The organism is Plantactinospora sp. WMMB782 (assembly GCF_049179135.1).
Taxonomy (GTDB): domain Bacteria; phylum Actinomycetota; class Actinomycetes; order Mycobacteriales; family Micromonosporaceae; genus Plantactinospora.
Genome location: NZ_JBMHMC010000007.1, coordinates 4597630 through 4617321, shown reverse-complemented (window position 1 = coordinate 4617321; position 19692 = coordinate 4597630). Strand labels below are relative to the sequence as shown.

General features: G+C 72.9%; 22 protein-coding genes. 7 read left to right on the top strand and 15 right to left on the bottom strand.

The genetic code is table 11. From position 1 onward, the window contains the following. Positions 1-13: 13 nt before the first annotated feature. The 7 genes from rnc to rsmD all read right to left on the bottom strand — a co-directional run bounded on the left by rnc (position 14) and on the right by rsmD (position 5036). On the bottom strand, positions 14-910 hold the full coding sequence (rnc, locus tag ACN28A_RS22935; RefSeq protein ID WP_421397859.1) for a ribonuclease III: 897 nt from the start codon (positions 908-910) through the stop codon (positions 14-16). A gap of 271 nt (positions 911-1181) precedes the next feature. Beyond that, on the bottom strand, positions 1182-2162 hold the full coding sequence (locus tag ACN28A_RS22930) for a phosphate acyltransferase PlsX (protein WP_421404591.1): 981 nt from the start codon (positions 2160-2162) through the stop codon (positions 1182-1184). Between the two features lie 117 nt (positions 2163-2279). After that, complete coding sequence (gene rpmF, locus ACN28A_RS22925; RefSeq protein WP_089254967.1) at positions 2280-2453, bottom strand: 50S ribosomal protein L32; 174 nt, start codon at positions 2451-2453, stop codon at positions 2280-2282. Positions 2454-2461: 8 nt separating this feature from the next. After that, positions 2462-3025, bottom strand: a complete 564-nt coding sequence (locus ACN28A_RS22920; protein WP_421397857.1) for a YceD family protein — start codon at positions 3023-3025, stop codon at positions 2462-2464. Positions 3026-3212: 187 nt separating this feature from the next. Then, on the bottom strand, positions 3213-3710 hold the full coding sequence (locus ACN28A_RS22915) for a hypothetical protein (RefSeq protein ID WP_421397855.1): 498 nt from the start codon (positions 3708-3710) through the stop codon (positions 3213-3215). A 262-nt stretch (positions 3711-3972) separates the two neighbouring features. Beyond that, a complete protein-coding gene (coaD, locus tag ACN28A_RS22910; protein WP_278060147.1) occupies positions 3973-4458 on the bottom strand; it encodes a pantetheine-phosphate adenylyltransferase in 486 nt (161 codons plus the stop codon). Beyond that, complete coding sequence (gene rsmD, locus ACN28A_RS22905; protein WP_421397853.1) at positions 4455-5036, bottom strand: 16S rRNA (guanine(966)-N(2))-methyltransferase RsmD; 582 nt, start codon at positions 5034-5036, stop codon at positions 4455-4457. The genes coaD and rsmD overlap by 4 nt, the downstream gene beginning before the upstream one ends. A 484-nt stretch (positions 5037-5520) precedes the next feature. On the opposite strand from rsmD, the gene ACN28A_RS22900 reads away from it, so the two are divergent. Further along, a complete protein-coding gene (locus ACN28A_RS22900; RefSeq protein ID WP_421397851.1) occupies positions 5521-7077 on the top strand; it encodes a cell wall anchor protein in 1557 nt (518 codons plus the stop codon). Positions 7078-7194: 117 nt separating this feature from the next. Here the strand turns inward: ACN28A_RS22900 and recG are convergent, their stop codons facing one another. Together recG and ACN28A_RS22890 are read right to left on the bottom strand one after the other, a co-directional pair. After that, positions 7195-9453, bottom strand: a complete 2259-nt coding sequence (gene recG, locus ACN28A_RS22895) for an ATP-dependent DNA helicase RecG (protein WP_421397849.1) — start codon at positions 9451-9453, stop codon at positions 7195-7197. Positions 9454-9639: 186 nt separating this feature from the next. After that, complete coding sequence (locus tag ACN28A_RS22890; RefSeq protein ID WP_421397847.1) at positions 9640-11274, bottom strand: DAK2 domain-containing protein; 1635 nt, start codon at positions 11272-11274, stop codon at positions 9640-9642. 190 nt (positions 11275-11464) lie between these two features. Between ACN28A_RS22890 and rpmB the strand changes: the two genes are divergently transcribed. Then, positions 11465-11656 (top strand): 50S ribosomal protein L28, encoded by a 192-nt coding sequence (gene rpmB / locus ACN28A_RS22885; protein WP_278060137.1) that lies wholly within the window; start codon positions 11465-11467, stop codon positions 11654-11656. A 101-nt stretch (positions 11657-11757) separates the two neighbouring features. On the opposite strand, the gene ACN28A_RS22880 is transcribed toward rpmB, so the two are convergent. The 3 genes from ACN28A_RS22880 to ACN28A_RS22870 all read right to left on the bottom strand — a co-directional run bounded on the left by ACN28A_RS22880 (position 11758) and on the right by ACN28A_RS22870 (position 13378). After that, positions 11758-12228, bottom strand: a complete 471-nt coding sequence (locus tag ACN28A_RS22880; RefSeq protein WP_421397844.1) for a GNAT family N-acetyltransferase — start codon at positions 12226-12228, stop codon at positions 11758-11760. An 86-nt stretch (positions 12229-12314) separates the two neighbouring features. Continuing rightward, positions 12315-13253, bottom strand: coding sequence for a thiamine-phosphate kinase (locus ACN28A_RS22875; protein WP_421397843.1), 939 nt, complete (start codon positions 13251-13253; stop codon positions 12315-12317). Then, a complete protein-coding gene (locus ACN28A_RS22870) occupies positions 13250-13378 on the bottom strand; it encodes a hypothetical protein (protein ID WP_421397841.1) in 129 nt (42 codons plus the stop codon). Before ACN28A_RS22870 ends, ACN28A_RS22875 begins: the two co-directional genes overlap by 4 nt. 90 nt (positions 13379-13468) lie before the next feature. On the opposite strand from ACN28A_RS22870, the gene ACN28A_RS22865 reads away from it, so the two are divergent. Then, a complete protein-coding gene (locus ACN28A_RS22865; protein WP_421397839.1) occupies positions 13469-13702 on the top strand; it encodes an Lrp/AsnC ligand binding domain-containing protein in 234 nt (77 codons plus the stop codon). Beyond that, complete coding sequence (locus ACN28A_RS22860; protein ID WP_421397837.1) at positions 13703-14338, top strand: DUF3515 family protein; 636 nt, start codon at positions 13703-13705, stop codon at positions 14336-14338. It begins immediately after the preceding gene. Positions 14339-14477: 139 nt separating this feature from the next. Here the strand turns inward: ACN28A_RS22860 and ACN28A_RS22855 are convergent, their stop codons facing one another. After that, complete coding sequence (locus ACN28A_RS22855) at positions 14478-15572, bottom strand: D-alanine--D-alanine ligase family protein (protein WP_421397836.1); 1095 nt, start codon at positions 15570-15572, stop codon at positions 14478-14480. Between the two features lie 337 nt (positions 15573-15909). Here ACN28A_RS22855 and ACN28A_RS22850 point away from each other — a divergent pair, with 337 nt between their 5' ends. Next, positions 15910-17214, top strand: coding sequence for an AAA family ATPase (locus ACN28A_RS22850; RefSeq protein WP_421397833.1), 1305 nt, complete (start codon positions 15910-15912; stop codon positions 17212-17214). Between the two features lie 87 nt (positions 17215-17301). Here ACN28A_RS22850 and ACN28A_RS22845 read toward each other — a convergent pair whose 3' ends face one another. Next, entirely contained in the window at positions 17302-17523 is a 222-nt protein-coding gene (locus ACN28A_RS22845) for a hypothetical protein (RefSeq protein ID WP_421404589.1), read from the bottom strand. A 256-nt stretch (positions 17524-17779) separates the two neighbouring features. On the opposite strand from ACN28A_RS22845, the gene ACN28A_RS22840 reads away from it, so the two are divergent. Both ACN28A_RS22840 and ACN28A_RS22835 read left to right on the top strand, forming a co-directional pair. Further along, a complete protein-coding gene (locus ACN28A_RS22840) occupies positions 17780-18625 on the top strand; it encodes a helix-turn-helix domain-containing protein (protein WP_421397831.1) in 846 nt (281 codons plus the stop codon). A 1-nt stretch (position 18626) separates the two neighbouring features. After that, the gene (locus tag ACN28A_RS22835; RefSeq protein ID WP_278060116.1) at positions 18627-18851 is read left to right on the top strand and encodes a DUF397 domain-containing protein; all 225 of its coding nucleotides are present in this window, start codon (positions 18627-18629) and stop codon (positions 18849-18851) included. 129 nt (positions 18852-18980) lie between these two features. On the opposite strand, the gene ACN28A_RS22830 is transcribed toward ACN28A_RS22835, so the two are convergent. Continuing rightward, positions 18981-19631, bottom strand: a complete 651-nt coding sequence (locus tag ACN28A_RS22830) for a DUF998 domain-containing protein (RefSeq protein WP_421397829.1) — start codon at positions 19629-19631, stop codon at positions 18981-18983. Between the last annotated feature and the right edge of the window lie 61 nt (positions 19632-19692).

Here is a 19692-nt window from a genome sequence, read left to right as displayed (position 1 = left end):
GTGCCACCTTCGTTCAGTTGGCGGCCGGCTCGCCGGCCGTACCCGCACCCTCGACCGCGAGCCCCGCGTCGTCGGCGGCCAGCACCTGGCCGTCGGCAGCCGGCACCGGACCGTCGGTGGCCAGTACCGGGCCGTCGGCGGCCGGGCCGGCGGCGATCCCCGCACCGGCGGCAGCGGCCGGGCCCGTGACGGGCTCGTTCTGCTGCTCGGAGAGGGTCCGCCAGGCGGCCTCGGCGGCCCGCTGCTCGGCCTCCTTCTTGCTGCGACCGTCGGCGCCGCCGTACTTGCGCCCGGCCACCACCACCCAGGCGGTGAAGGTCTTGGCGTGGTCCGGCCCGGCCTCGTCGATCCGGTACTCCGGAACCCCCAGCCCGAGCGCGGCGGTCAGCTCCTGGAGGCTGGTCTTCCAGTCCAGCGCGGCTCCCCGGCCCGCCGACTCGGCCATCAGCGGGTCGAAGAGCCGGTGGATGACGATGGCGACGGTGTCCAGCCCGTACTGGAGGTAGATCGCCCCGAGCAGCGCCTCCAGGGTGTCGGCGAGAATGCTCGCCTTGTCCCGCCCGCCGGTGCTCTCCTCGCCCTTGCCGAGCAGCAGGTACGGTCCGAGCCCGGCCGGGCCGAGCCGCCGGGCCACGTCGGCCAGCGCCCGCATGTTCACCACGCTCGCCCGCAACTTGGCCAACTGCCCCTCGGGCAGGTCCGGGTGGTTGTGGAACAGGGCGGTGGTGATCACCACGCCCAGCACCGAGTCGCCGAGGAACTCCAGCCGCTCGTTGGTCGGCAGGCCGCCGTTCTCGTAGGCGAACGACCGGTGGGTGAGGGCCCGCTCCAGCAGGTCGGGGTCCATGGCCACCCCGAACGCCGCCTCAAGGTGCGTGATCGGCGGCCGCCGCCGCTTGTCCTTGGTCATGCCGTCTCCTCGCTTCGCCCGCCGCCACGACCCGGACGGCTGGGCTGGCTGATTCGCTCGACGCGCTCGCGCACGCCGTCTGGCCCGCCGCACCGGTCTCCCCCGCCCCACCGGTGCCCGTGCCACCTCCGGCCCCCGGGCCGGCAGGTCCGGCCCCCGGGCCGGCTGGTCCGGCCCCCGAGCCGGCTGGTCCGACCCCCGAGCCGGCAGGTCCGACCCCCGAGCCGGCTGGTCGGTTCGCTGTCGGCCGCGGGGCGCCCGTCCGGCCCGTTCACGCGGTCACCTCCGTGTCGGTGGCCCGGCCGGCGGCTGCGGTGAACTCGGCGAGCAGCGCGGACACCGCCGGGATCGTCCGGCGGCGGTGCAGGTGGGCGGCGAGTGCGATGCCGGAGGCGACGTCGTCGGGCCGGGCCGCGCCGTGGCAGACCACCACGGCACCGGCCACCCCGAGCAGGGCGGCGGCCCGGGGTGCCCCGCCGCGCTCGGGCGGGCCGCCGGCCATCGCGTACGCGCCCTCGATCCCCTTCAGCAGGACGTTCCCGGTGAACCCGTCGGTGACGACGACGTCGGCGCGGCGGCCGTTCGACACGTCGTACCCCTCGACCAGGCCGACGTAGCCGGCACCGGCCGGCATCGCCTGCTCGGCGAGGACCGGGTCGGCGGCCCGGCGGATCCGGTCCCCCTTGCCCGGCTCGGTACCGATCGACAGCAACCCGACCCGGGGCTGCGACACCCCGTGGGTGACCGCGGCATAGGCCGCACCGAGTACGGCGTGCCGGGCCAGGGTGGCCGGTCGGGCCTCCAGGGAGCCGCCGACGTCGAGCAGCACGACCGAACCGTCCAGGGCGGGCACGGTGGCGACCAGCGCCGGACGGCGTACGCCGGGCCAGCGGCCGAAGCCGAGTACCGCGGCCGTGACGGTCGCACCTGTGGCACCGGCCGAGAGCACCGCGTCGGCGGCACCGGAGACCACCGCCGCGACCGCGGCCTGGATGGTGGTGTCGGTGCGGACGATGGCCGCGGGGTCACCGTTCATGGCCGCGACGTCGCGGACCGGCCGCACGGCCACCCGGTCCCGGTCGGCCGGGCGGAGCACGGCGATCAGCCCGTCGGCCACCTCGGCGGGGCCGACGAGCAGAAGACGCAGGTCGGGATCGGCGCGGAGCGCCCGCAGAGCGCCGTCAACCACGACGGCGGGAGCATCGTCCCCGCCGAGGAGGTCGACGGCGATCCGCACGGTGCCCGGCTCCACGGGAACGCCGGCCGTCGATTGTCGGTCGGCGTCGGCGGGAGCCGGTGCACCGGGCAGTCGCCAGGGCGGGTGCGCCGCCGGACCGGAGGTCGGTGGCGTCACTCGAGTTCCAGCGGGTCAGACCTCGATGACCTGGCGGCCGTTGTAGGTGCCGCAGACGCTGCAGGCCGCGTGCGGCAGCTTCGGCGACTTGCACTGCGGGCAGGCCACGGTCGCGACCGCCGTGGTCTTCCACTGCGCCCGGCGGGACCGGGTGTTGCTGCGCGACATCTTGCGCTTGGGGACGGCCACGGTTCTTCCTACTCCTCTTGACGGGTCAGTTGCGACAGGCCCGCCCAGCGCGGGTCGACCTGCTCATGGCTGTGCTCAGCCGGCAGCTCGTCCCAGTGCACCCCACACTCGGGGCACAGTCCTGGGCAGTCCTCCCGGCACACCGGGTTGGTCGGAAGTGCGAGCACCACCGCGTCCCGCAGTGCCGGCTCCAGGTCGATCAGATCGCCCTGCATCCGGCCCACCTCGTCCTCGTCGGTCGTCTCGTCCGTGGTGCTGTGCTCGTAGGCGTACAGCTCCTGGATCGGGACGGTCAGCGAGTCCGTGATCGGGCGCAGGCAACGGCCGCACTCGCCCTCGATTGGACCGGTGACGGTCCCCGAGACGAGTACGCCCTCGGACACCGACTCGAGTCTCAGGTCGAGGCTCAGGTCCGCGCCCTCCGGCACGCCGATCAGCTCCACGCCGAGGTCCGCCGGTGCCGCCACCGTCCGACTGACCGCACGCAGCACTCCAGGTCGGCGCGGCAGGTCCCTCGTGTCGAGGACCAGCGGCGACCTGGGGTTGAGGTGGGTCGGCAGATGTTTGGGCATAGTCAGACTCCGGCCTGTGCGTGGCCGACGAAACAGGTTACCTGAGCAGCGGGCTTAGCGTCGAACCGGGGCGAGCCCGCCGGGCCCCGCCGGGGCCGGCGCCGTCCCGCCCGAGGGCCGTTCCGTCCGTCGCCGAGCCGCGCGGGGTCGGGCGCCGGCGGACGGGCCGCCGTTCCGGACACCGCGCTCAGAACGGCAGCGGGCGCTCGTTCTCCTCCCCCGCGAAGGTGCCGATCTCGCGCAGCGCGTGCATCTTGTCCCGGCCCCGCTCGATGGAGGCGAGCGCCCGGGTCAGGAACTGCTCGAAGTTGGCCAGCGCGGTGTCGACGTAGTCGTCGACCTCCTCGCGCAGCCGCTGCGCCTCGGCCCGGGCCTCCGCGACGATCCGGGCGCCCTCGTGCTCGGCGGAGACGGTGATCTCGTTCACCGAGACCAGCCGGGCGTGCTCCGCCTCGCCCTCGCTGATGATCCGGTCCGCCTCGCGCTTGCCGGCGTCCATGATCTTGTCGCGCTCTTCGAGCAGCGCCGCCGCCCGGCGCAGTTCGACAGGCAGCTCGACGCGCAGTTCCTCAAGGGCACCGATCATCTCGGCGCGGTCGACCATGGCGTTGTTGCGGGACATCGGGACGGATCGCGCCGTCTCCACCATGCCGATGATCTCGTCTATGCGATCGAGCGGGTCCACCGGTACCTCACTCCCGTCGTTGCTTCGGTCGACATACATGATGGGGTGTCGGACCGGATTACTGCTCAACCAATGATGCGGTGCGGTCCGTACCCGGCCGCTGATCGACCCGGAACCGGCGCGTCGCCGGAGGCCCGGAGCTGGCCGGTAGCGCCGCCGCCCCCGGCTCCGACGGCTGCGCCGGCGCCCTGCGCGGCGGCGGCCGGGCGATGTCCCGCGGTGGCCGCGGGGCGCCGCTCGGCGCGGTGGCCGGTGGGTGCGGTCAGGAGCCGGGGCGGACGAGTCGCTCGCGCAGCCGCTCGCGGACCACGTCCGGCACGTGCGGCGAGACGTCGCCGCCCCACTTCGCCACGTCCTTGACCAGGCTGGACGAGAGGAACGAGTGCAGTGGGCTGGTGGGCATGAAGAGGGTCTCGACGCCGGCCAGCCCGATGTTCATCTGGGCCATCTGCAACTCGTAGTCGAAGTCGCTCACCGCGCGCAGCCCGCGCACCACGACGCCGGCCTGCTGGGCCCGGCAGAAGTCGACGAGCAGGCCCTGGAACGCCTCCACCCGGACGTTGCCGTAGGAGCCGGTCACCTCGCGGAGCATGTCGATCCGCTCGTCGACGGTGAACAGCCCGCGCTTGGACTCGTTGATCAGCACGCCGACGATCACCTCGTCGAAGAGCCGGCTCGCCCGGCCGATGATGTCGAGGTGACCGTTGGTGACCGGATCGAAGGAGCCGGGACAGACCGCACGTCTCACGATCGGCGACCGTACCAAAGAGTGGTCTCGCCGTACCGGCGGCTGCGCTGCGCAGTGATCCCCTGCACCCAGTCCACCGCCGGAGTCCGGCTGGACCGCTCGATCACCAGCAGGGCGTCCGGGGCCAGCCAGCCCTGGTCGCGCAGCGCGGCCTGGACCACCGCCAGCTCCGCATCGGGTACGGCGTACGGCGGGTCGGCGAAGACCACGTCGTACGCGCCGCCCTCGGGTGGGGTGCCGAGCACCTGGGCCGCCCTGCCGGTGACCAGCCGGGCGGTGCCGTCGGTCGGGCCGTCCCGGCCCGGGCGCAGCGCGGCGAGGTTCTCCCGGATGGTCCGGGCGGCCCTGGCGTCGGACTCGACCAGCAGCACGTGCGCGGCACCCCGGGACAGCGCCTCCAGCCCGACCGCCCCGGATCCGGCGTAGAGGTCGAGGAACCGGGCACCGGCCAGTTCGGTGCTCGCCTCGATCGCGCTGAACAGCGCCTCCCGGACCCGGTCACTCGTCGGCCGGGTACGCCCACCGGGCGGCGCGGCGATCCGGCGGCCACCGAGCACCCCCGCCACGATCCGGGTCATCCCGGCACCCCCGGCATGGACGTCTCCCGCATGACAGCGACGCTACGCGACCCGCCGCCCGGGCCGGTTCGCCACATGGCAACCGTGCCGGTTCACCCCCTGGCGACCACGAAACCCTTCGGGCGTGCGGCGAGACACCTCAGCCGGACCGCACCCTTCAGCCGGACCGCGACAGCCTTCCGACCGGCGGCACCGGCTTTCCGATCATCGGCACCGGACGAACGGGCACGCCGCGCGCACCGAGGGAGATAGCTTCACTACCCCTAGTGCATCAATCATCTCGAATTGACAACATCATCGTTAGCGGACCCTGAAGGGTGTTCCTGTACCACCGTAATCGCTAAGGTCGTGCGCTGTGCCGGCTGCGTCTTGCCGGCCTACGACGTCGGGGAGGCAGTTCTCGCAGGTCGAGCGCCACCCCCAACGGCGCCCCTGCTTGTCACCCCACGTCGTACCCTGACGCCCTCATCTCCCAGGAGCACGCGTGATCCGTCCTAAGCTGCCGCTCCGGCGGCCGCTCGCCATCATCGGGGCCGTGGTCGTCGGCCTCGGCGCGGCACTGTCCATGGCCGCGCCAGCGAGCGCCCATCATCCTGAGATCAAGGGCACGGTGGTGTGCCCGCCGGGGTCCAACGAAAAGGTCATCACCTGGACCATCTCGCACAGCGAGCGGGACAAGACCGCCACCATCCTCGGCATCACGAGCACCCCCGACACGGACGTGACGACCGCCGAGGGCAAGGTGCTCACCAGGATCGGCCAGGACGGCAACGCCGACACCGCGCAGCCGGTGCTGCGCAAGAAGGGCAAGGAAGGCGACTCGGTCACCGTCACCCAGAAGGTTCCCGGCACCACTACCGGCTTCGCCAAGATGCGGATGTCGATGAAGTGGAGCAAGGGCGGCAAGACCGTCCTGGAGCTGACCACCGACGACAGCCGCGACGGCAAGGTCAACCTCGGCAACAGGACCTGTGGCGAGCAGCCGCCGGTCTGTGTGGACGCGGCCAAGGCCCAGTTCAAGCACACCTTCGACGGCCCTGGCGGCAAGGCCACGGTCGAGCTGGAGGGCAACCTGCCGCTCTGCGGTGAGGCTTCGCAGCCCTTCACCCTGGTCTCCTACTTCGCCCCGCGCCCGCAGTTCGACGTCCCGCAGTACCTCTTCGCGCAGGACACCGACGTCATCAAGGCCGGCACCACGAAGATCGATCTTCAGGTGGAGGTGCCGGACTGCAACACCCAGGTCGACCTGATCTGGGGCGACGAGTCCGAGATCATCAAGGAGATCGTCGAGGGCGGCCCGCGTTACGGCAACAAGAAGCTCGGCAGCCCGGGTGCGCCCGGCAACCGGTCCAAGGGTCCGGCCGGTTGGTACAACGGCGGCACCAAGGCCTGCCAGCAGCCCGCCGCCGACTTCGTGTCGAGCTGTGACGGCAGCGTCGCGGTCAAGCTGAGCAACGACGGAAAGACCAGCAAGTACCCGGTCGAGTTCACCGTCACCGCCGGTGAGTGGGTCAAGAAGGTCAAGGTCGAGGCCGGCGCGGGCGACACCGTCGAGGTGCCGGCCGAGCACGCCGCCGAGATCGTCGTCACCGCCGACGGCTTCGAGACCAAGAAGGGCGGCTGGCAGCGTCCGGAGGACTGCGAGCTGCCGGAGGTCCTGGTCCACGCCGACTGCGAGACCTACGCCGTCGGGGTGCTGAACCCGGAGGGCAACACCCCGCTCAAGGCCGAGGTGACCTACGCGGGTGAGACCAAGACCGTGTCGGTGCCGGCGGGCAACAAGGAGCCGGTCGTCGTCACCTTCGAGGCGGGCGACGCCACCACCGCGACGATCGTCTTCCCCGAGCTCGACCTGGAGCCGCTGGAGGCGACCTTCGAGAAGCCGGCCAACTGCGGTGGCGGTGGCGGTGGCGAGGAGCCCGGCCTGCCGGTGACGGGTGCCGCCGCCGGCGGCATCGCCGCAGGCGCCCTGGCCCTGCTCGGACTCGGCGTGTTCCTGTTCATCATGGCCCGCCGCCGTCGGGTGACCTTCACCGCCTGATCGCGCAACCGCAACCAGGCAGTTCAGCGCACGACTGAGTGACACCGAGGGCGCGTCGACCGGAAACGGTCGGCGCGCCCTCGGCGTTCAGATCACCAGACTCGGCCGGTTTCCGGGTCAGCCCTTCTCCAGGTACTCGGCGCGTTCCTCGTCGACCAGCGCCGCCACCGAGGCGGCAAGTGCCGGATGCCGGTCCAGCTCCGGATCCTCCTCCACCAGGGTGATCGCCTCGACCCGGGCGTCCCGGATCAGCTCCGTGTCGCGCAGCAGCGACAACAGCCGCAGGTGCGAGCGCCGCCCCGACTGGGTGGCGCCGAGGACGTCGCCTTCCCGCCGCTGCTCCAGGTCGAGTTCGGCCAGCCGGAAACCGTCGGTGGTGGAGGCGACCGCGTCCAGCCGTTCCCGGGCCGGCGTACCCTCCACGGCCTCGCTGACCAGCAGGCAGAGACCGGCGGCCGAACCACGGCCGACCCGGCCGCGCAACTGGTGCAGTTGGGAGACGCCGAACCGGTCCGCGTCGAGCACGATCATCACGGTGGCGTTCGGCACGTCCACACCGACCTCGATCACCGTGGTCGCCACCAGCACGTCCAGTTCGCCGGCCGCGAAGGTACGCATCACCGAGTCCTTCTCGTCGGCCGGCAACCGGCCGTGCAGTACGCCGATCCGCAGGCCGTGCAGTGGACCCTCGGCGAGCAGCGGTGCCACCTCGGCGACCGCCAGCGGGGGGCGCCGACCGTCCTCGCCGACCGCGCCCACCTCCTCGGCGGTCGCCGCCTGGTCACCGATCCGCGGGCAGACCACGTACGCCTGGTGCCCGGCGGCCACCTCCTCACGCAGCCGGCGCCAGGCCCGGTCCAGGTACGCCGGCTTCTCCGCCGCCGGTACGACGTGCGAGGCGATCGGCGACCGGCCGCGCGGCAACTCGGAGAGGGTGGAGATCTCCAGGTCGCCGTAGACGGTCATCGCCACGGTGCGCGGGATCGGCGTCGCCGTCATCACCAGCACGTGCGGCGGCTGCTCGGCCTTGGCCCGCAGCGCGTCCCGCTGCTCGACCCCGAACCGGTGCTGCTCGTCCACCACCACCAGCCCGAGGTCGGCGAAGTCGACGCCCTCGTAGAGCAGGGCGTGGGTGCCGACGACGATGCCGGCCTCTCCGGCCGCGACGGTCTCCAGTGCCCTGCGCCGGGCCGCCGCGCCGAGCGAGCCGGTGACCAGGGCCAGCCGGGTGCCCTCCGGGTCGCCGTCCAGCTCGCCGGCCCGGCCGAGCGGGCCGAGCAGGTCGAGCATGCCCCGGTAGTGCTGTGCGGCGAGTACCTCGGTCGGGGCCAGGAGCGCGGCCTGGCCGCCCGCGTCGACCACCTGGAGCATCGCCCGCAGCGCGCAGACGGTCTTGCCGGAGCCGACCTCGCCCTGGAGCAGGCGGTGCATCGGATGCGCGGTGGCCAGGTCGGCGGCGACCTCCTCGCCGACCCTGCGCTGCCCGTCGGTCAGCTCGTACGGCAGCCGCCCGTCGAACGCGGTGAGCAGCCCGCCCTCGCGTCGCGGGCGGGGCCTGGCCGGCCAGGCCGCCGCCCGGTGCTTGCGCTGCACCAGGGTCAGTTGCAGGGCGAACGCCTCGTCCCACTTCAACCGGTGCCGGGCCCGGTACAGCTCCTCCTTGCTCGCCGGCCGGTGGATCTCACGCAGTGCGGTGGCCAGCCCGACCAGGTTGCGGGTGGCCCGCAGCGTCGCCGGCAGCGGGTCCTCCGGCGGCGCGACCGTGTCCAGCACCACCCGGACACAGCGGGCGATCACCCAGGTCGGCACCGCCGCGGCGGCCGGGTAGACCGGGATCAGCGCCCCGGCGAACTCCTCGATCTCCTCGCCCAGCTCGCCGCCGCCGCCCGGCTGGCCACCGTCGCCGCCGTCGCCACCACCGTCGCCGAGCAGCACGTAGTCCGGTCCGTTGAGCTGCCGCTTGCCCCGGAACTCGGTGACCTTGCCGGCGAACATCCCCCACCGGCCGGGCCTGAGGTCCCGCTCCCGCCACACCTGGTTGCCGAAGAAGGTGAGCGTAAGTACGCCGCCGGAGCCGTCCCCGACGGTCACCTCCAGGAGGTTTCCCCGGCGCTGGCGCATCGGCCGGACCGCCGTCCGCTGCACCTGGCCCAGCACGGTGACCTGCTCGCCGACCTCCAGGGAGCGGATGTCGGTGTGCTCGCCCCGTTCGTCGTAGCGACGGGGGAAGTGGTAGAGCAGGTCGCCGGCCGTCTCCAGCGCCAGGTGGCCGGCCAGCGCCTTCGCCGTCTTCTCCCCGACCAGCTTGCGCAGCGGCGTCTCCAGCCCGACCGGCGTCGCCGCCGTCGCGGCCGAGGTCGGTTCGTTCGCTGTCATCAGCCCCCCACGAGCGCTGTCATCCATCGGTCCTCCACCGGCACGGCACCGCAGCCCGGACCGGCACCGCAGCCCGGACCGGCACCGCAGTCGGTCCGAGACGGCACCGCACTGCGGACCGGCGGCGCACTGCGGACCGGCGGCGCGGTGCGGACCGGCGCCGTCCACCGGCTTTCCCCGGCGGGGTCACTCGACGCCCACCAGCAGGGGGTAGAACGGCTGCCCGCCCGCGTAGTGGTGCACCTCGACGAAGGGCCAGCGGCGGGCGAGATGTGCCCGGAGCAGCTCGGCCAGCTCGTCCGGGGCGTCGGCGCCGAGCAGCAGGGTGACCAGCTCGCCACCGCCGCCGAGCATCCGGTCGAGCAGCGCGGCGCAGGTCCGCACCAGGTCGCCGCCGATCAGGTGCACCTCGCCGTCCACCAGCCCCAGCACGTCGCCCGGCTGGCAGCGGCCGGCGACGGTCAGCGCCTCCCGGCCGGCGTGGCAGACCTCGGCGTACCGGCAGGCGCCGGCCGCCTCGGCCATCGCGATCACGTCGTCGGCGAACCGGCGGGCCGGGTCCCGGACGGCGAGCGCGGCCAGCGCCTGCACCGGGGAACGGGTCGGCACCACGCTCACCGAGATCCCGAACCGCTGCGCCTCCTCGGCCGCGATCCGGGCCACCGCCTGGGTGTTCGGGTCGTTCGGCAGCACCACCACCCGGGACGCGCCGGTGGACCGGACCGCCGCGAGCAGCTCCCCGGCCGACGGGTTGCCATCCAGTACGGTCGCGCCCTCGGCCTCGAAGATCGCGGCCAGGCCGGGCCCGGACGCGACCACCACCGCCGCGCGCTCCGGCGTGTCCGCCCCGGCCGCCTCCACCGGGGCCGCCTCGGGAAGATGGTCCTCGAACCGGGTGACCGTGATCTGGTACGGCCGGCCGGCCAGCACCCCGGCCTCGATGGCCGCGCCGACGTCGTTGACGTGCACGTGCACGTTCCAGGTCGACCTGCCGGCCGGGTCCGCCTCGTCCCCGACCACCACCAGCGAGTCGCCCAGCCGGGCCAGCTCGGTGCGCAGCCGGCGTACCGCCGCGAGGTCGGCGTCGAGCAGGAACTGCACCTCGTAGGCGTACTCGGACGAGCCGGTCTCCCGGGCCGCCGCCAGCGGCCGGCGCGGCGGTGCGGGGTTGGCGCCGGGCCGGTCCGGAGCGGCACCGGTGACCACCTCGACCAGCGCGTCCAGCAGGACGCAGAGCCCGCGCCCGCCGGCGTCCACCACGCCGGCCCGGGCCAGCGCCGGCAACTGCTCCGGGGTACGCGCCAACGCCTCGGCGGCGGCGGCCGCGGCGGCCCGGGTGACCGCCGCCAGATCGTCGGTGTCGGCCCGTTCGGCGGCGGTCGCGGCGGCGTCGACGACACTGAGTACGGTCCCCTCCACCTGCTCGGCCACCGCACCGTAGGCCGCCGTGCTGGCCACCCGCAGCGCCGCCGCGAGGGCCCGGCCCCGGACCTCGGGGGTCTCGCCGAGCGCGTCGGCCAGGCCGCGCAGGATCTGCGAGACGATCACGCCCGAGTTGCCCCGGGCTCCGAGCAGCGCGCCCCGGGCCAGCAGCCGGAGCACCCGGGCGTGTGCCGGCCGGTGGTGGCTGCCCGGATCCTCCCGCTCCATCCGGAGTGCCTGCTCGGCGGAGGTCATCGTGAGCACCAGGTTGGTGCCGGTGTCGCCGTCGGGAACCGGATAGACGTTCAGCTGGTTGATCTCGTCCTGGTGCCGCTTGAGCGCGGCCAGCCCGCCCGCACACCACCGGTGCAGGGCCGCGGCGTCGAGGGTCTCCAGCACGGCGAGAAGCCTACTGGCGTACCCTGACGCCCCGCTGGCACCGCTGCCGGTCGGCGCCGTCGCGACGGCTGCCCGACCGGGACGCCGCGGAGCCGATTCGCCGGGCGGGCAGACCATCGGGTACCCTGGCCAGGTTGCCCGGCCAGCACCCTGCCGGCAACCTGACGACGATCAATCCCAGGAGTATCCCGTGGCTAGCGTGTGCGACATCTGTGGCAAGGGGCCTGGCTTCGGCCACAACGTGTCCCACTCGCACCGGCGGACCAACCGTCGCTGGAACCCGAACATCCAGTCGGTGCGGACCCCGGCGGGTGGCGGCACGACCCGCAAGCTCAAGGTCTGCACCTCGTGCATCAAGGCGGGCAAGGTCACCCGCGCCTGAGCCTGGGCAACCGAAAGCACGGAAAGCCGCCGGAGCACATCGCTCCGGCGGCTTTCGCCGTGCTCAGGTGAGGGTGTTCAGGGATACGGCCTTCGCCGTGCTCAGAGGGTACGGCCGAAGGAGAGCACGCCGGGCGCGTCGCGGTAGTAGCCGAAGTCCGGGATTCGCTGGTAGCCGCTGCTCTGGTAGAGGGCGATCGCCTCGGGCTGCCGGTCGCCGCACTCCAGGATCAACCGGCGGCGCCCGTGTTCCCGGGCGGAGTCCTCGACCGCCGAGAGCACCCGCCGGGCGACACCGCGACCGCGAGCCTGCGGGGCGACGTACATCCGCTTGAGTTCGGCCACCTCGCCGGTGTCGCCGTGGGTGCGCCATCCCGCGCAGCCGACCGGCACCTCGGCCAGGTACGCCACCAGGAACGCCCCGGCCGGCGGGCGGAACTCGCTCGCCGCCACCGGAGTCTCGTCGCCCTCGTCGCCGCCGTACCGCCGTGCCAGGTCGGTCAGCGCGGAGACGACCAGCCGCTGCGCGACCGGGGAGTCGTAGGGTACGACCCGGATGTCCAGCTCAGTCACGCGGTGAAGGGTACGACCCCGCGCCCGCCCCTTACCTACCACCCTCGGGTCCGGCCGGCTGCGGGCCGCGCGCCCCGGCGGACCGGTCAGCGGAAGTGCTCCCAGCCGCCCGAGCCCTTGTACGCCCGCCCGTCCACGGTCACTCCGGCCCCGTGCACCACGTGACCGATCAGCCGGAAGCCGCCCGGCAGCGGCTGGTCCTCCGGGAACGTCGCCACCAGCGCGTGGTCGTCGCCACCACCGAGCACCCAGGCCAGCGGGTCCACCCCGAGCGCGTGTGCCGCGTCCCGCATCTGCTCCGGCACCTCGAACGCGCCGCCGAGCAGGTCGATGCCGACCCGACTGGCGGTCGCCACGTGCCCGAGGTCGTTGAGCAGCCCGTCCGAGATGTCGATCATGGCGGTGGCACCGAACCGGGCCGCCGCCGGACCGGCCGGATACGGCACCTCCGGCCGCCGGTACGCCTCGACAAGTACCTTCGGGGTGCGGAACCCGCGGGACAGCACGGTGTAGCCGGCGGCGGCGTAGCCGAGCCGGCCGGCGAGCGCCACGACGTCACCGGCCCGCGCCCCGCCACGCAGCACCGGGGGCTGGCCGCCGAGGTCGCCGAGGGCGGTCACCGCGATGGTCAGGGTGGGACTTGCCGACATGTCCCCGCCGACCACGCTCGCCCCGACCCGGGCCGCCTCCGCCGCCAGGCCGTCGGCCAGCTCCTCCGCCCACCGCACCTCCAGGTCGGGTGGCATGCAGAGCGCGACGAGCAGCGCGGTGGGCACCGCACCCATCGCCGCGACGTCGGCCAGGTTCGCCGCCGCCGCCCGGTGCCCGATGTCCACCGCACCCGCCCAGTCCCGGCGGAAGTGCCGCCCCTCGACGAGTACGTCGGTGGAGGCCACCACCCGGCCGTCGGGAGCGTGCACCAGCGCCGCGTCGTCGCCGGGGCCGAGCAGCGTGGCGGGTCCGGTGCCGAGCCGGGCGGTCACCCGGGCGATCAGGCCGAACTCACCGGCCCGCGCGACGCTCACGCCGACCTCCGGGCCGGCTCGGCGGCCGGGACGGTCGGTTCCGTCCCCGGTCCGGGTCGCCGGTCTCCGGGTACCTCCGGACCCGGCACCGCACCCGCGCCGGGTCGGCCGCTTCGATCGCTCATCGTGTCTCCTCCGACCACCGATCGGGATCCGACCTGCTCCGTACGGTATTTTCACGGTCTAGCCGCTCGGCGGCGGACGGGAGGCGGGTAGTGGTCCAGGCGTACATCCTCATCCAGACCGAGGTCGGAAGGGCACGTGACGTGGCCGCGCACATCTCGGATATTCCCGGAGTCGTCCGCGTCGACGCCGTCACCGGCCCGTACGACGTGGTCGTGCTGACCGAGGCACACACCGTCGACGAGCTGGGCAACATGATCGTCAGCAAGGTGCAGTTGGTGCCCGGCATCACCCGTACGCTCACCTGCTCCGTGGTCCGGTTGTAAGTGATCCGGAGCACCAGGTCCGACCGGCCGGACGCGGCGGACAAGACCACCGAATCCGACCGGCCGGACGCGTCGGACAAGACCACCCGCCAGGCGGCGCTCTGGGCGACGGTGGTCGCCCTGCCGCTGACAGCCCTCGTAGCGGTGCTGCTCTTCGGCCAGCTCAGGCCGGATCCGGTACGACCGCCCGCCGCGACGCCGACCTCGGCCGCGCCGCAGCCGGGCACGCCGGTGCGGATGGCCGCGCCCGTACTGGCCGAGCGGCCGGCCACGGTCTGCCGCGCCCTGCTGTCCCGGCTGCCCGCCACCCTCCGCACCGCCGGCCAGCGCCCGGTCACCGCCGGTCCGGAGCAGAACGCCGCGTACGGCGACCCGGCCGTCACGGTCGCCTGCGGTGTGGCCGAGCCGGACGTGCCGGACGTACCCGACCTGTGGGTGGTCAACAAGGTCTGCTGGCTCGCCGAGCACCGGGACGGCGGACTGGTGTTGACCACAGTGGACCGTGAGGTGCCGGTCCGGCTCAGCGTGCCGGCCGGGCAGGAGCAGACGGTGCAGTGGGCGGCTCCGGTCTCGGAGTCCCTGGTCGCCTCGGTGCCCTCGGTGCCGGAGATACCGGGCGGCTGCGCCGAAGGCTGACCGGAACCGGCCCGCACAGGACGGACAGCGGCCCGCACAGGACGGACAGCGGCCCACACAGGACGGACGGCGGCCCACTCGGGGCGGTCGGTCCGGGACCCGACGGACCGCCCCCGGACGGGCGGCGGGCAGACGACTGTCAATGCAGACCGGTGCCTCGACGCAGCGCGGTCCGGATCAGCCGGTTGACCAGTTTGGGGTATTCCAGCCCGGTTGCCGCCCACATCTGCGGGAACATCGAGGTGGGCGTGAACCCCGGCATGGTGTTGATCTCGTTGAGATAGACGTCCAGCTCCGGTGTGACGAAGAAGTCGACCCGGGCCAGCCCGGCACAGTCCAGCGCGGTGAACGTACGGCAGGCGTACTCCTGCACCTGCCGGGTGACCCGGTCCGGCAGGACGGCCGGGATGTCGAAGTCGCTGGCGTCGAGGTACTTCGCCTCGAAGTCGTAGAACTCGTGCTCGGCCACCCGGATCTCGGCCAGCAGGGACGCCTCCGGGCCGCCACCCGCCTCGGCCTCCAGCACCCCGCACTCGATCTCCCGGCCGATGATCGCCGCCTCGACCAGCACCTTCGGGTCGACCTGCCGGGCCAGTGCGACCGCGTCGTCGAGATCCGCCCAGTCGGAGACCTTTGTGATCCCGACCGACGAACCCGCCCGGGACGGCTTGACGAAGACCGGCAGCCCGAGCCGTTCCTTCTCCTCCTCGGTCAGGCTGACCCCGCTGCGCAGCACCGCGTACGGCCCGACCGGGATACCCTCGGCGATCGCCAGCTTCTTGGTGAACTCCTTGTCCATCGCCGCCGCCGAGGCGAAGACGTTCGCGCCGACGTACGGGATGCCGGCCATCTCCAGCAGCCCCTGGATGGTGCCGTCCTCGCCGTACGCGCCGTGCAGGGCCGGGAAGACGACGTCGACTCCGGCGAGTGCCTGGGGACCCTGTGCGGGGTCCAGCACCATCAGGCCGTCCCCGGTCGGGTCGGCCGGGAGCACCACGGTGGAGCCGGCCGCGGCCGTGATCTCCGGCAGTTGCCGGTCGGTGATGGCGAACCGGGCCGGGTCGCCGTCGGTGAGCACCCACTGGCCGGCCCGGGTGATCCCCACCGGGACGACGTCGTACTCGTCCGGGTCGAGGGCGCCGAGGATGCTGCCGGCACTGACGCAGGAGATCGCGTGCTCCGTGCTGCGGCCGCCGAAGACGATGGCCACGCGGGTCTTGCCTGGGGTGGTCACTCCGGTCACCTTTCGTTTCGCGTCACCGCTGATCGTTCGCGTCACGAGAGCTGATCGAGCGGGTCGAGGCGGTGCGCCGAATCGAGCCGGTTCGCCCCGGTCGAGCCGCTCGATCCGATCGGCTCCGCCGGCACTCCTCGTACGCTCACCGGGTGACCCTACTCTGCGTGGCCAAGTCCCGGGTCCACACCCCTTTTCACCCCCGGGAAACCTTCACCGGAGTGAGCGTGCCGAGCACAGCGGGTAACCGGTGATCTACCGGCACCGAAGATGCCGCCGAGACCGAAGTTGCAGGTGTGTCGCCGAGGCCGGCCAGGGGGTCTAGGCTGCTCGTCTTGTGAGTTCCGATTCCGTCATCGACAGCCTGACCGCGGCGGTCAACGCGCACCCGGAGGACGTCCCGCTGCGGCTCCACCTCGCCGGGCTGCTTCTCGACTCCGGCCGTCCCGCCGAGGCGATCGCGCACGCCGGGCAGGCGCTGGCCCGGAACCCGGCCGATCCGCAGGCGCAGGCCCTGATGCAGCGGGCCCTAGGCGCTGGCGCCCCCGGTGCGTCTGCACCCGACCCCGGCGGCGCCGCCCCCGGGACGCCCGCCCCCGACACGTCCGCACCCGACCAGCCACGGCCGGCGCCGCCGCGCGGCCCGAGCCGGTCCGATGCCGATCCGCTCGCCGCCTACGAGCAGGAACTCGCCGACGTGGTGCCGCCGCGCTTCTCGCCGGCCGGCGACGAGCCCGAGCCGGTGACCGGGGACGCCGACCGGATGTTCGACGTCGAGGTCTCCACCGTCCGGCTCGGCGACGTCGGCGGGATGACCGAGGTCAAGGAGCGGCTCGAACTGGCCTTCCTCGGCCCGTTGCGCAATCCCGAGCTGCGCCGGCTCTACGGCAAGAGTTTGCGTGGTGGCCTGATGCTCTACGGCCCGCCGGGCTGCGGCAAGACGTTCCTGGCGAAGGCGATCGCCGGTGAGATGGGGGCGAAGTTCATCTCGCTGTCCATCGTGGACGTTCTGGACATGTGGATCGGGAACTCCGAGCGGAACCTGCACGAGCTGTTCCAGACCGCCCGGCGGAGCGCGCCGTGCGTGCTCTTCCTGGACGAGGTCGACGCGCTCGGGCACAAGCGTTCCAAGGTGACCTCCAGCGGGATGCGGACGATCGGCAACCAGCTGCTCGCCGAGCTCGACGGTGTGGAGGGGAACAACGAGGGCGTCTTCGTGCTCGCCGCCACCAACACCCCCTGGGACGTAGACCCGGCGCTGCGCCGGCCGGGCCGGCTCGACCGGGTGGTGCTGGTCCTCCCGCCGGACGCGCCGGCCCGATCCTCCATCCTGGAGTACCACCTGCGGGACCGGCCGATCGCGAACATCGACGTACGCCGGATCGTCGCCGCCACCGACGACTTCTCCGGCGCCGACCTGGCCCACCTGTGCGAGTCGGCCGCCGAGTACGCGATGGCCGACTCGATCCGGCGCGGCGAGGTACGGATGATCGAGCAGCGCGACTTCGACCGGGCGCTGAAGGACGTGCGCCCCTCCACGAAGCCGTGGTTCGCCACCGCCCGCAACGTGGCGATGTTCGCCAACGAGGGCGGCATGTACGACGACCTGGTCGGCTACCTGAAGCGGCGGAAGCTGCTCTGACGACCGCCGGGGCCGGCGTCGCCGCCGGTCACCCCGGGCGACCCCGTCGGCTCACCCCGGCCGACCCGTCAGCCGCTCGACGGTCGGTCAGCCGGTCAGCGGGCGTCGGCGGCCGACCGCGAGTACCTTGACCCGCTGCCGTCCGGCCCGCACCATGCCGAGTGCCGCGAACGCGGTGGCGATCCGGTCGGCCGCCTCCCGGCTGGTGGCACCGACGACCTGGCGGCGCCTTTCCGGCTCGATCCGCTCGTCCCGGCCCTGGTTGCTCAGCGGCCGTACGTCGGTGAGCACCACGAGAAACCGGGTCACCGCGACCGCTCCGGCCAGCACGGGGTCATCTGTCACCTCCAGGTCCGCTTTGCCGGCGGGAGGGACACGGCGATCGGGTACGGGAAGGTCCGATCGCCGTGCGCCTCATTCCCCTTCGGTCACCCACAGCCACCGTCGACACGACCACCGGCGGTGAGGACGTGATGACAGATTGCCAGCTGTGAACCCGTGAATGCAACTCTCACGTAGCTTCTCTCATGCACACATTCCCGATTACATGTGACAGGATCGATGCATGGCTCCGAAGTCGTTCCGCGCCCGCCGTCTCGGCATCGCGCTGCGCCATGCCCGGGAGGCGGCCGGCCTCACCCTGGAACAGGCCGCCGACGAGATAAACAGCACCCGCAGCACGCTCTCCCGCTACGAGAACGCGCAGACGATGGTCAGCCCGGCCTCGGTACGCGCCCTGCTCACGCTCTACCGGCGGCCGGAGAGCGAGCTGGAGGAGATGGTGCGGCTCGCCAAGGAGGCCCGGAAGCCAGGCTGGTGGGTCTCGTACTCGTACATCCTGGACCGTCGGACGATCGACTTCATCGCCGTCGAGGCCGAGGCCACCGCGATCGCCAACTTCGAGCCCTCGGTCGTCCCGGGCCTGCTCCAGACCACGGAGTACATCCGCGCGATCATGCGCGGTGGCCCGCACACCCTCGGTGACGAGGAGGTCGAGCAGCGGGTGCAGATCCGGATCGGCCGGCAGGAACGGCTGAAGGAGACGAACCCGCCGATCTTCGACGCCATCGTCGACGAAGGTGCGCTACTGCGCCCGGTCGGCGGCGAGGCGGTGATGGCGGCCCAGATTCGGAGCCTGCTCAAGATGTCCGAGCTGCCGAACGTGACGATCCAGGTCATCCCACTGAGGGCCGGCTACCACCGGGGTACCCGTGGTTCCCTGCACATCCTCGAGTTCGCCGACCCGGAGGACCCGATCCTCGCCTCGGTGGAGACGGTCGCCGGGCAACTGATCCTCGACCGGCCGGACGACCTGCGGACCTGTTCGAAGATCATGGAACACCTGCGCGCCGTGGCGCTGAGTCCGGCGGAAAGCCGCGACACCATCTACCGCCTCCTGAAAGGACTGTGAGATGTCACCGGAGACGACCGACCTGCTCGGCAGGGCCCCCTGGCGCAAGAGCAGCCACAGTGGAGACCAGGGCGCCTGTGTCGAGTTCGCCCTGGTCGCCGGGGCCACCGACGACGCGGTGGCCGTCCGCGACTCCAAGGACACCACCGGACCGGTGCTGCTCTTCGCACCGGCCGCCTGGACCGCATTCACCACCGCGCTGCCCACCTCCCCCACTCTCCCCTGACCTCGGGGGAGGTTCGGCGGTCACCGAGCTGCGTCCCCCCGGCACGGCTCGGTCCGCCCAGCTCCGGTGCCCCACGCCCCCTGTTCCGCCGATCCGGGTCGGCGGGCGGGGGGCGTGGCGGTGGCACGGTCACCCGGAGGCACGGCCGCCGGTGACCCGGTGCAGCCGGACGACCAGGACCGCGAGCAGTGCCATCTCGACAAGGACCAGGATCCGCTCGACCAGACCCATCATCACCCGACCACCGGGAAACGCGACGTAGTAGAGCGCGAGCAGGGCGAGCACGCTGGTTCCGGCCAGCACCCGCAGCGGGCGTACGGCGGCCCGCCAGCGCGGGTCGACGGCGAGCCGCCGGACCGCCACCAGCGTGGCGACCGGCAGCGCGACGAAGGCGGCCACCGAGACGTACCGGTGCAGATAACCCTGGGTACTCAGCTCGGCGGTCCCGATCGGGTCGGTCGGGACCAGCGCCGAGCTGATCAGCCCGAGGCACCAGACCAGCAGCAGTACCTCGGCGAGGCGACCCACCTCGACCCGGGCGGCCCGCAACGCCAGCGGTACGGCCAGCGAGGTGACGCCGAGGACCAGGATCGCGAGGTTCATCGGCCAGCCGTTGTTCGACACCGCGTAGTCGCTGATCGTGAGCGACAGCGGACTCATCCCCGGGTCGGGAGCGAGGTGCGCCACGACGCCCAGAGTCGCCGTCGCGACGATTCCGAGGGCGGCGACCAGGGTGAGCGGTCGGGCGGTCCACGGCTGGGTCAGGGATCTGGACGTCATGTGACCAGGGTCGTCGCGCCGGCGTGGTGGCGAATCCGGCGTCATCCCGGACCGATCCCGG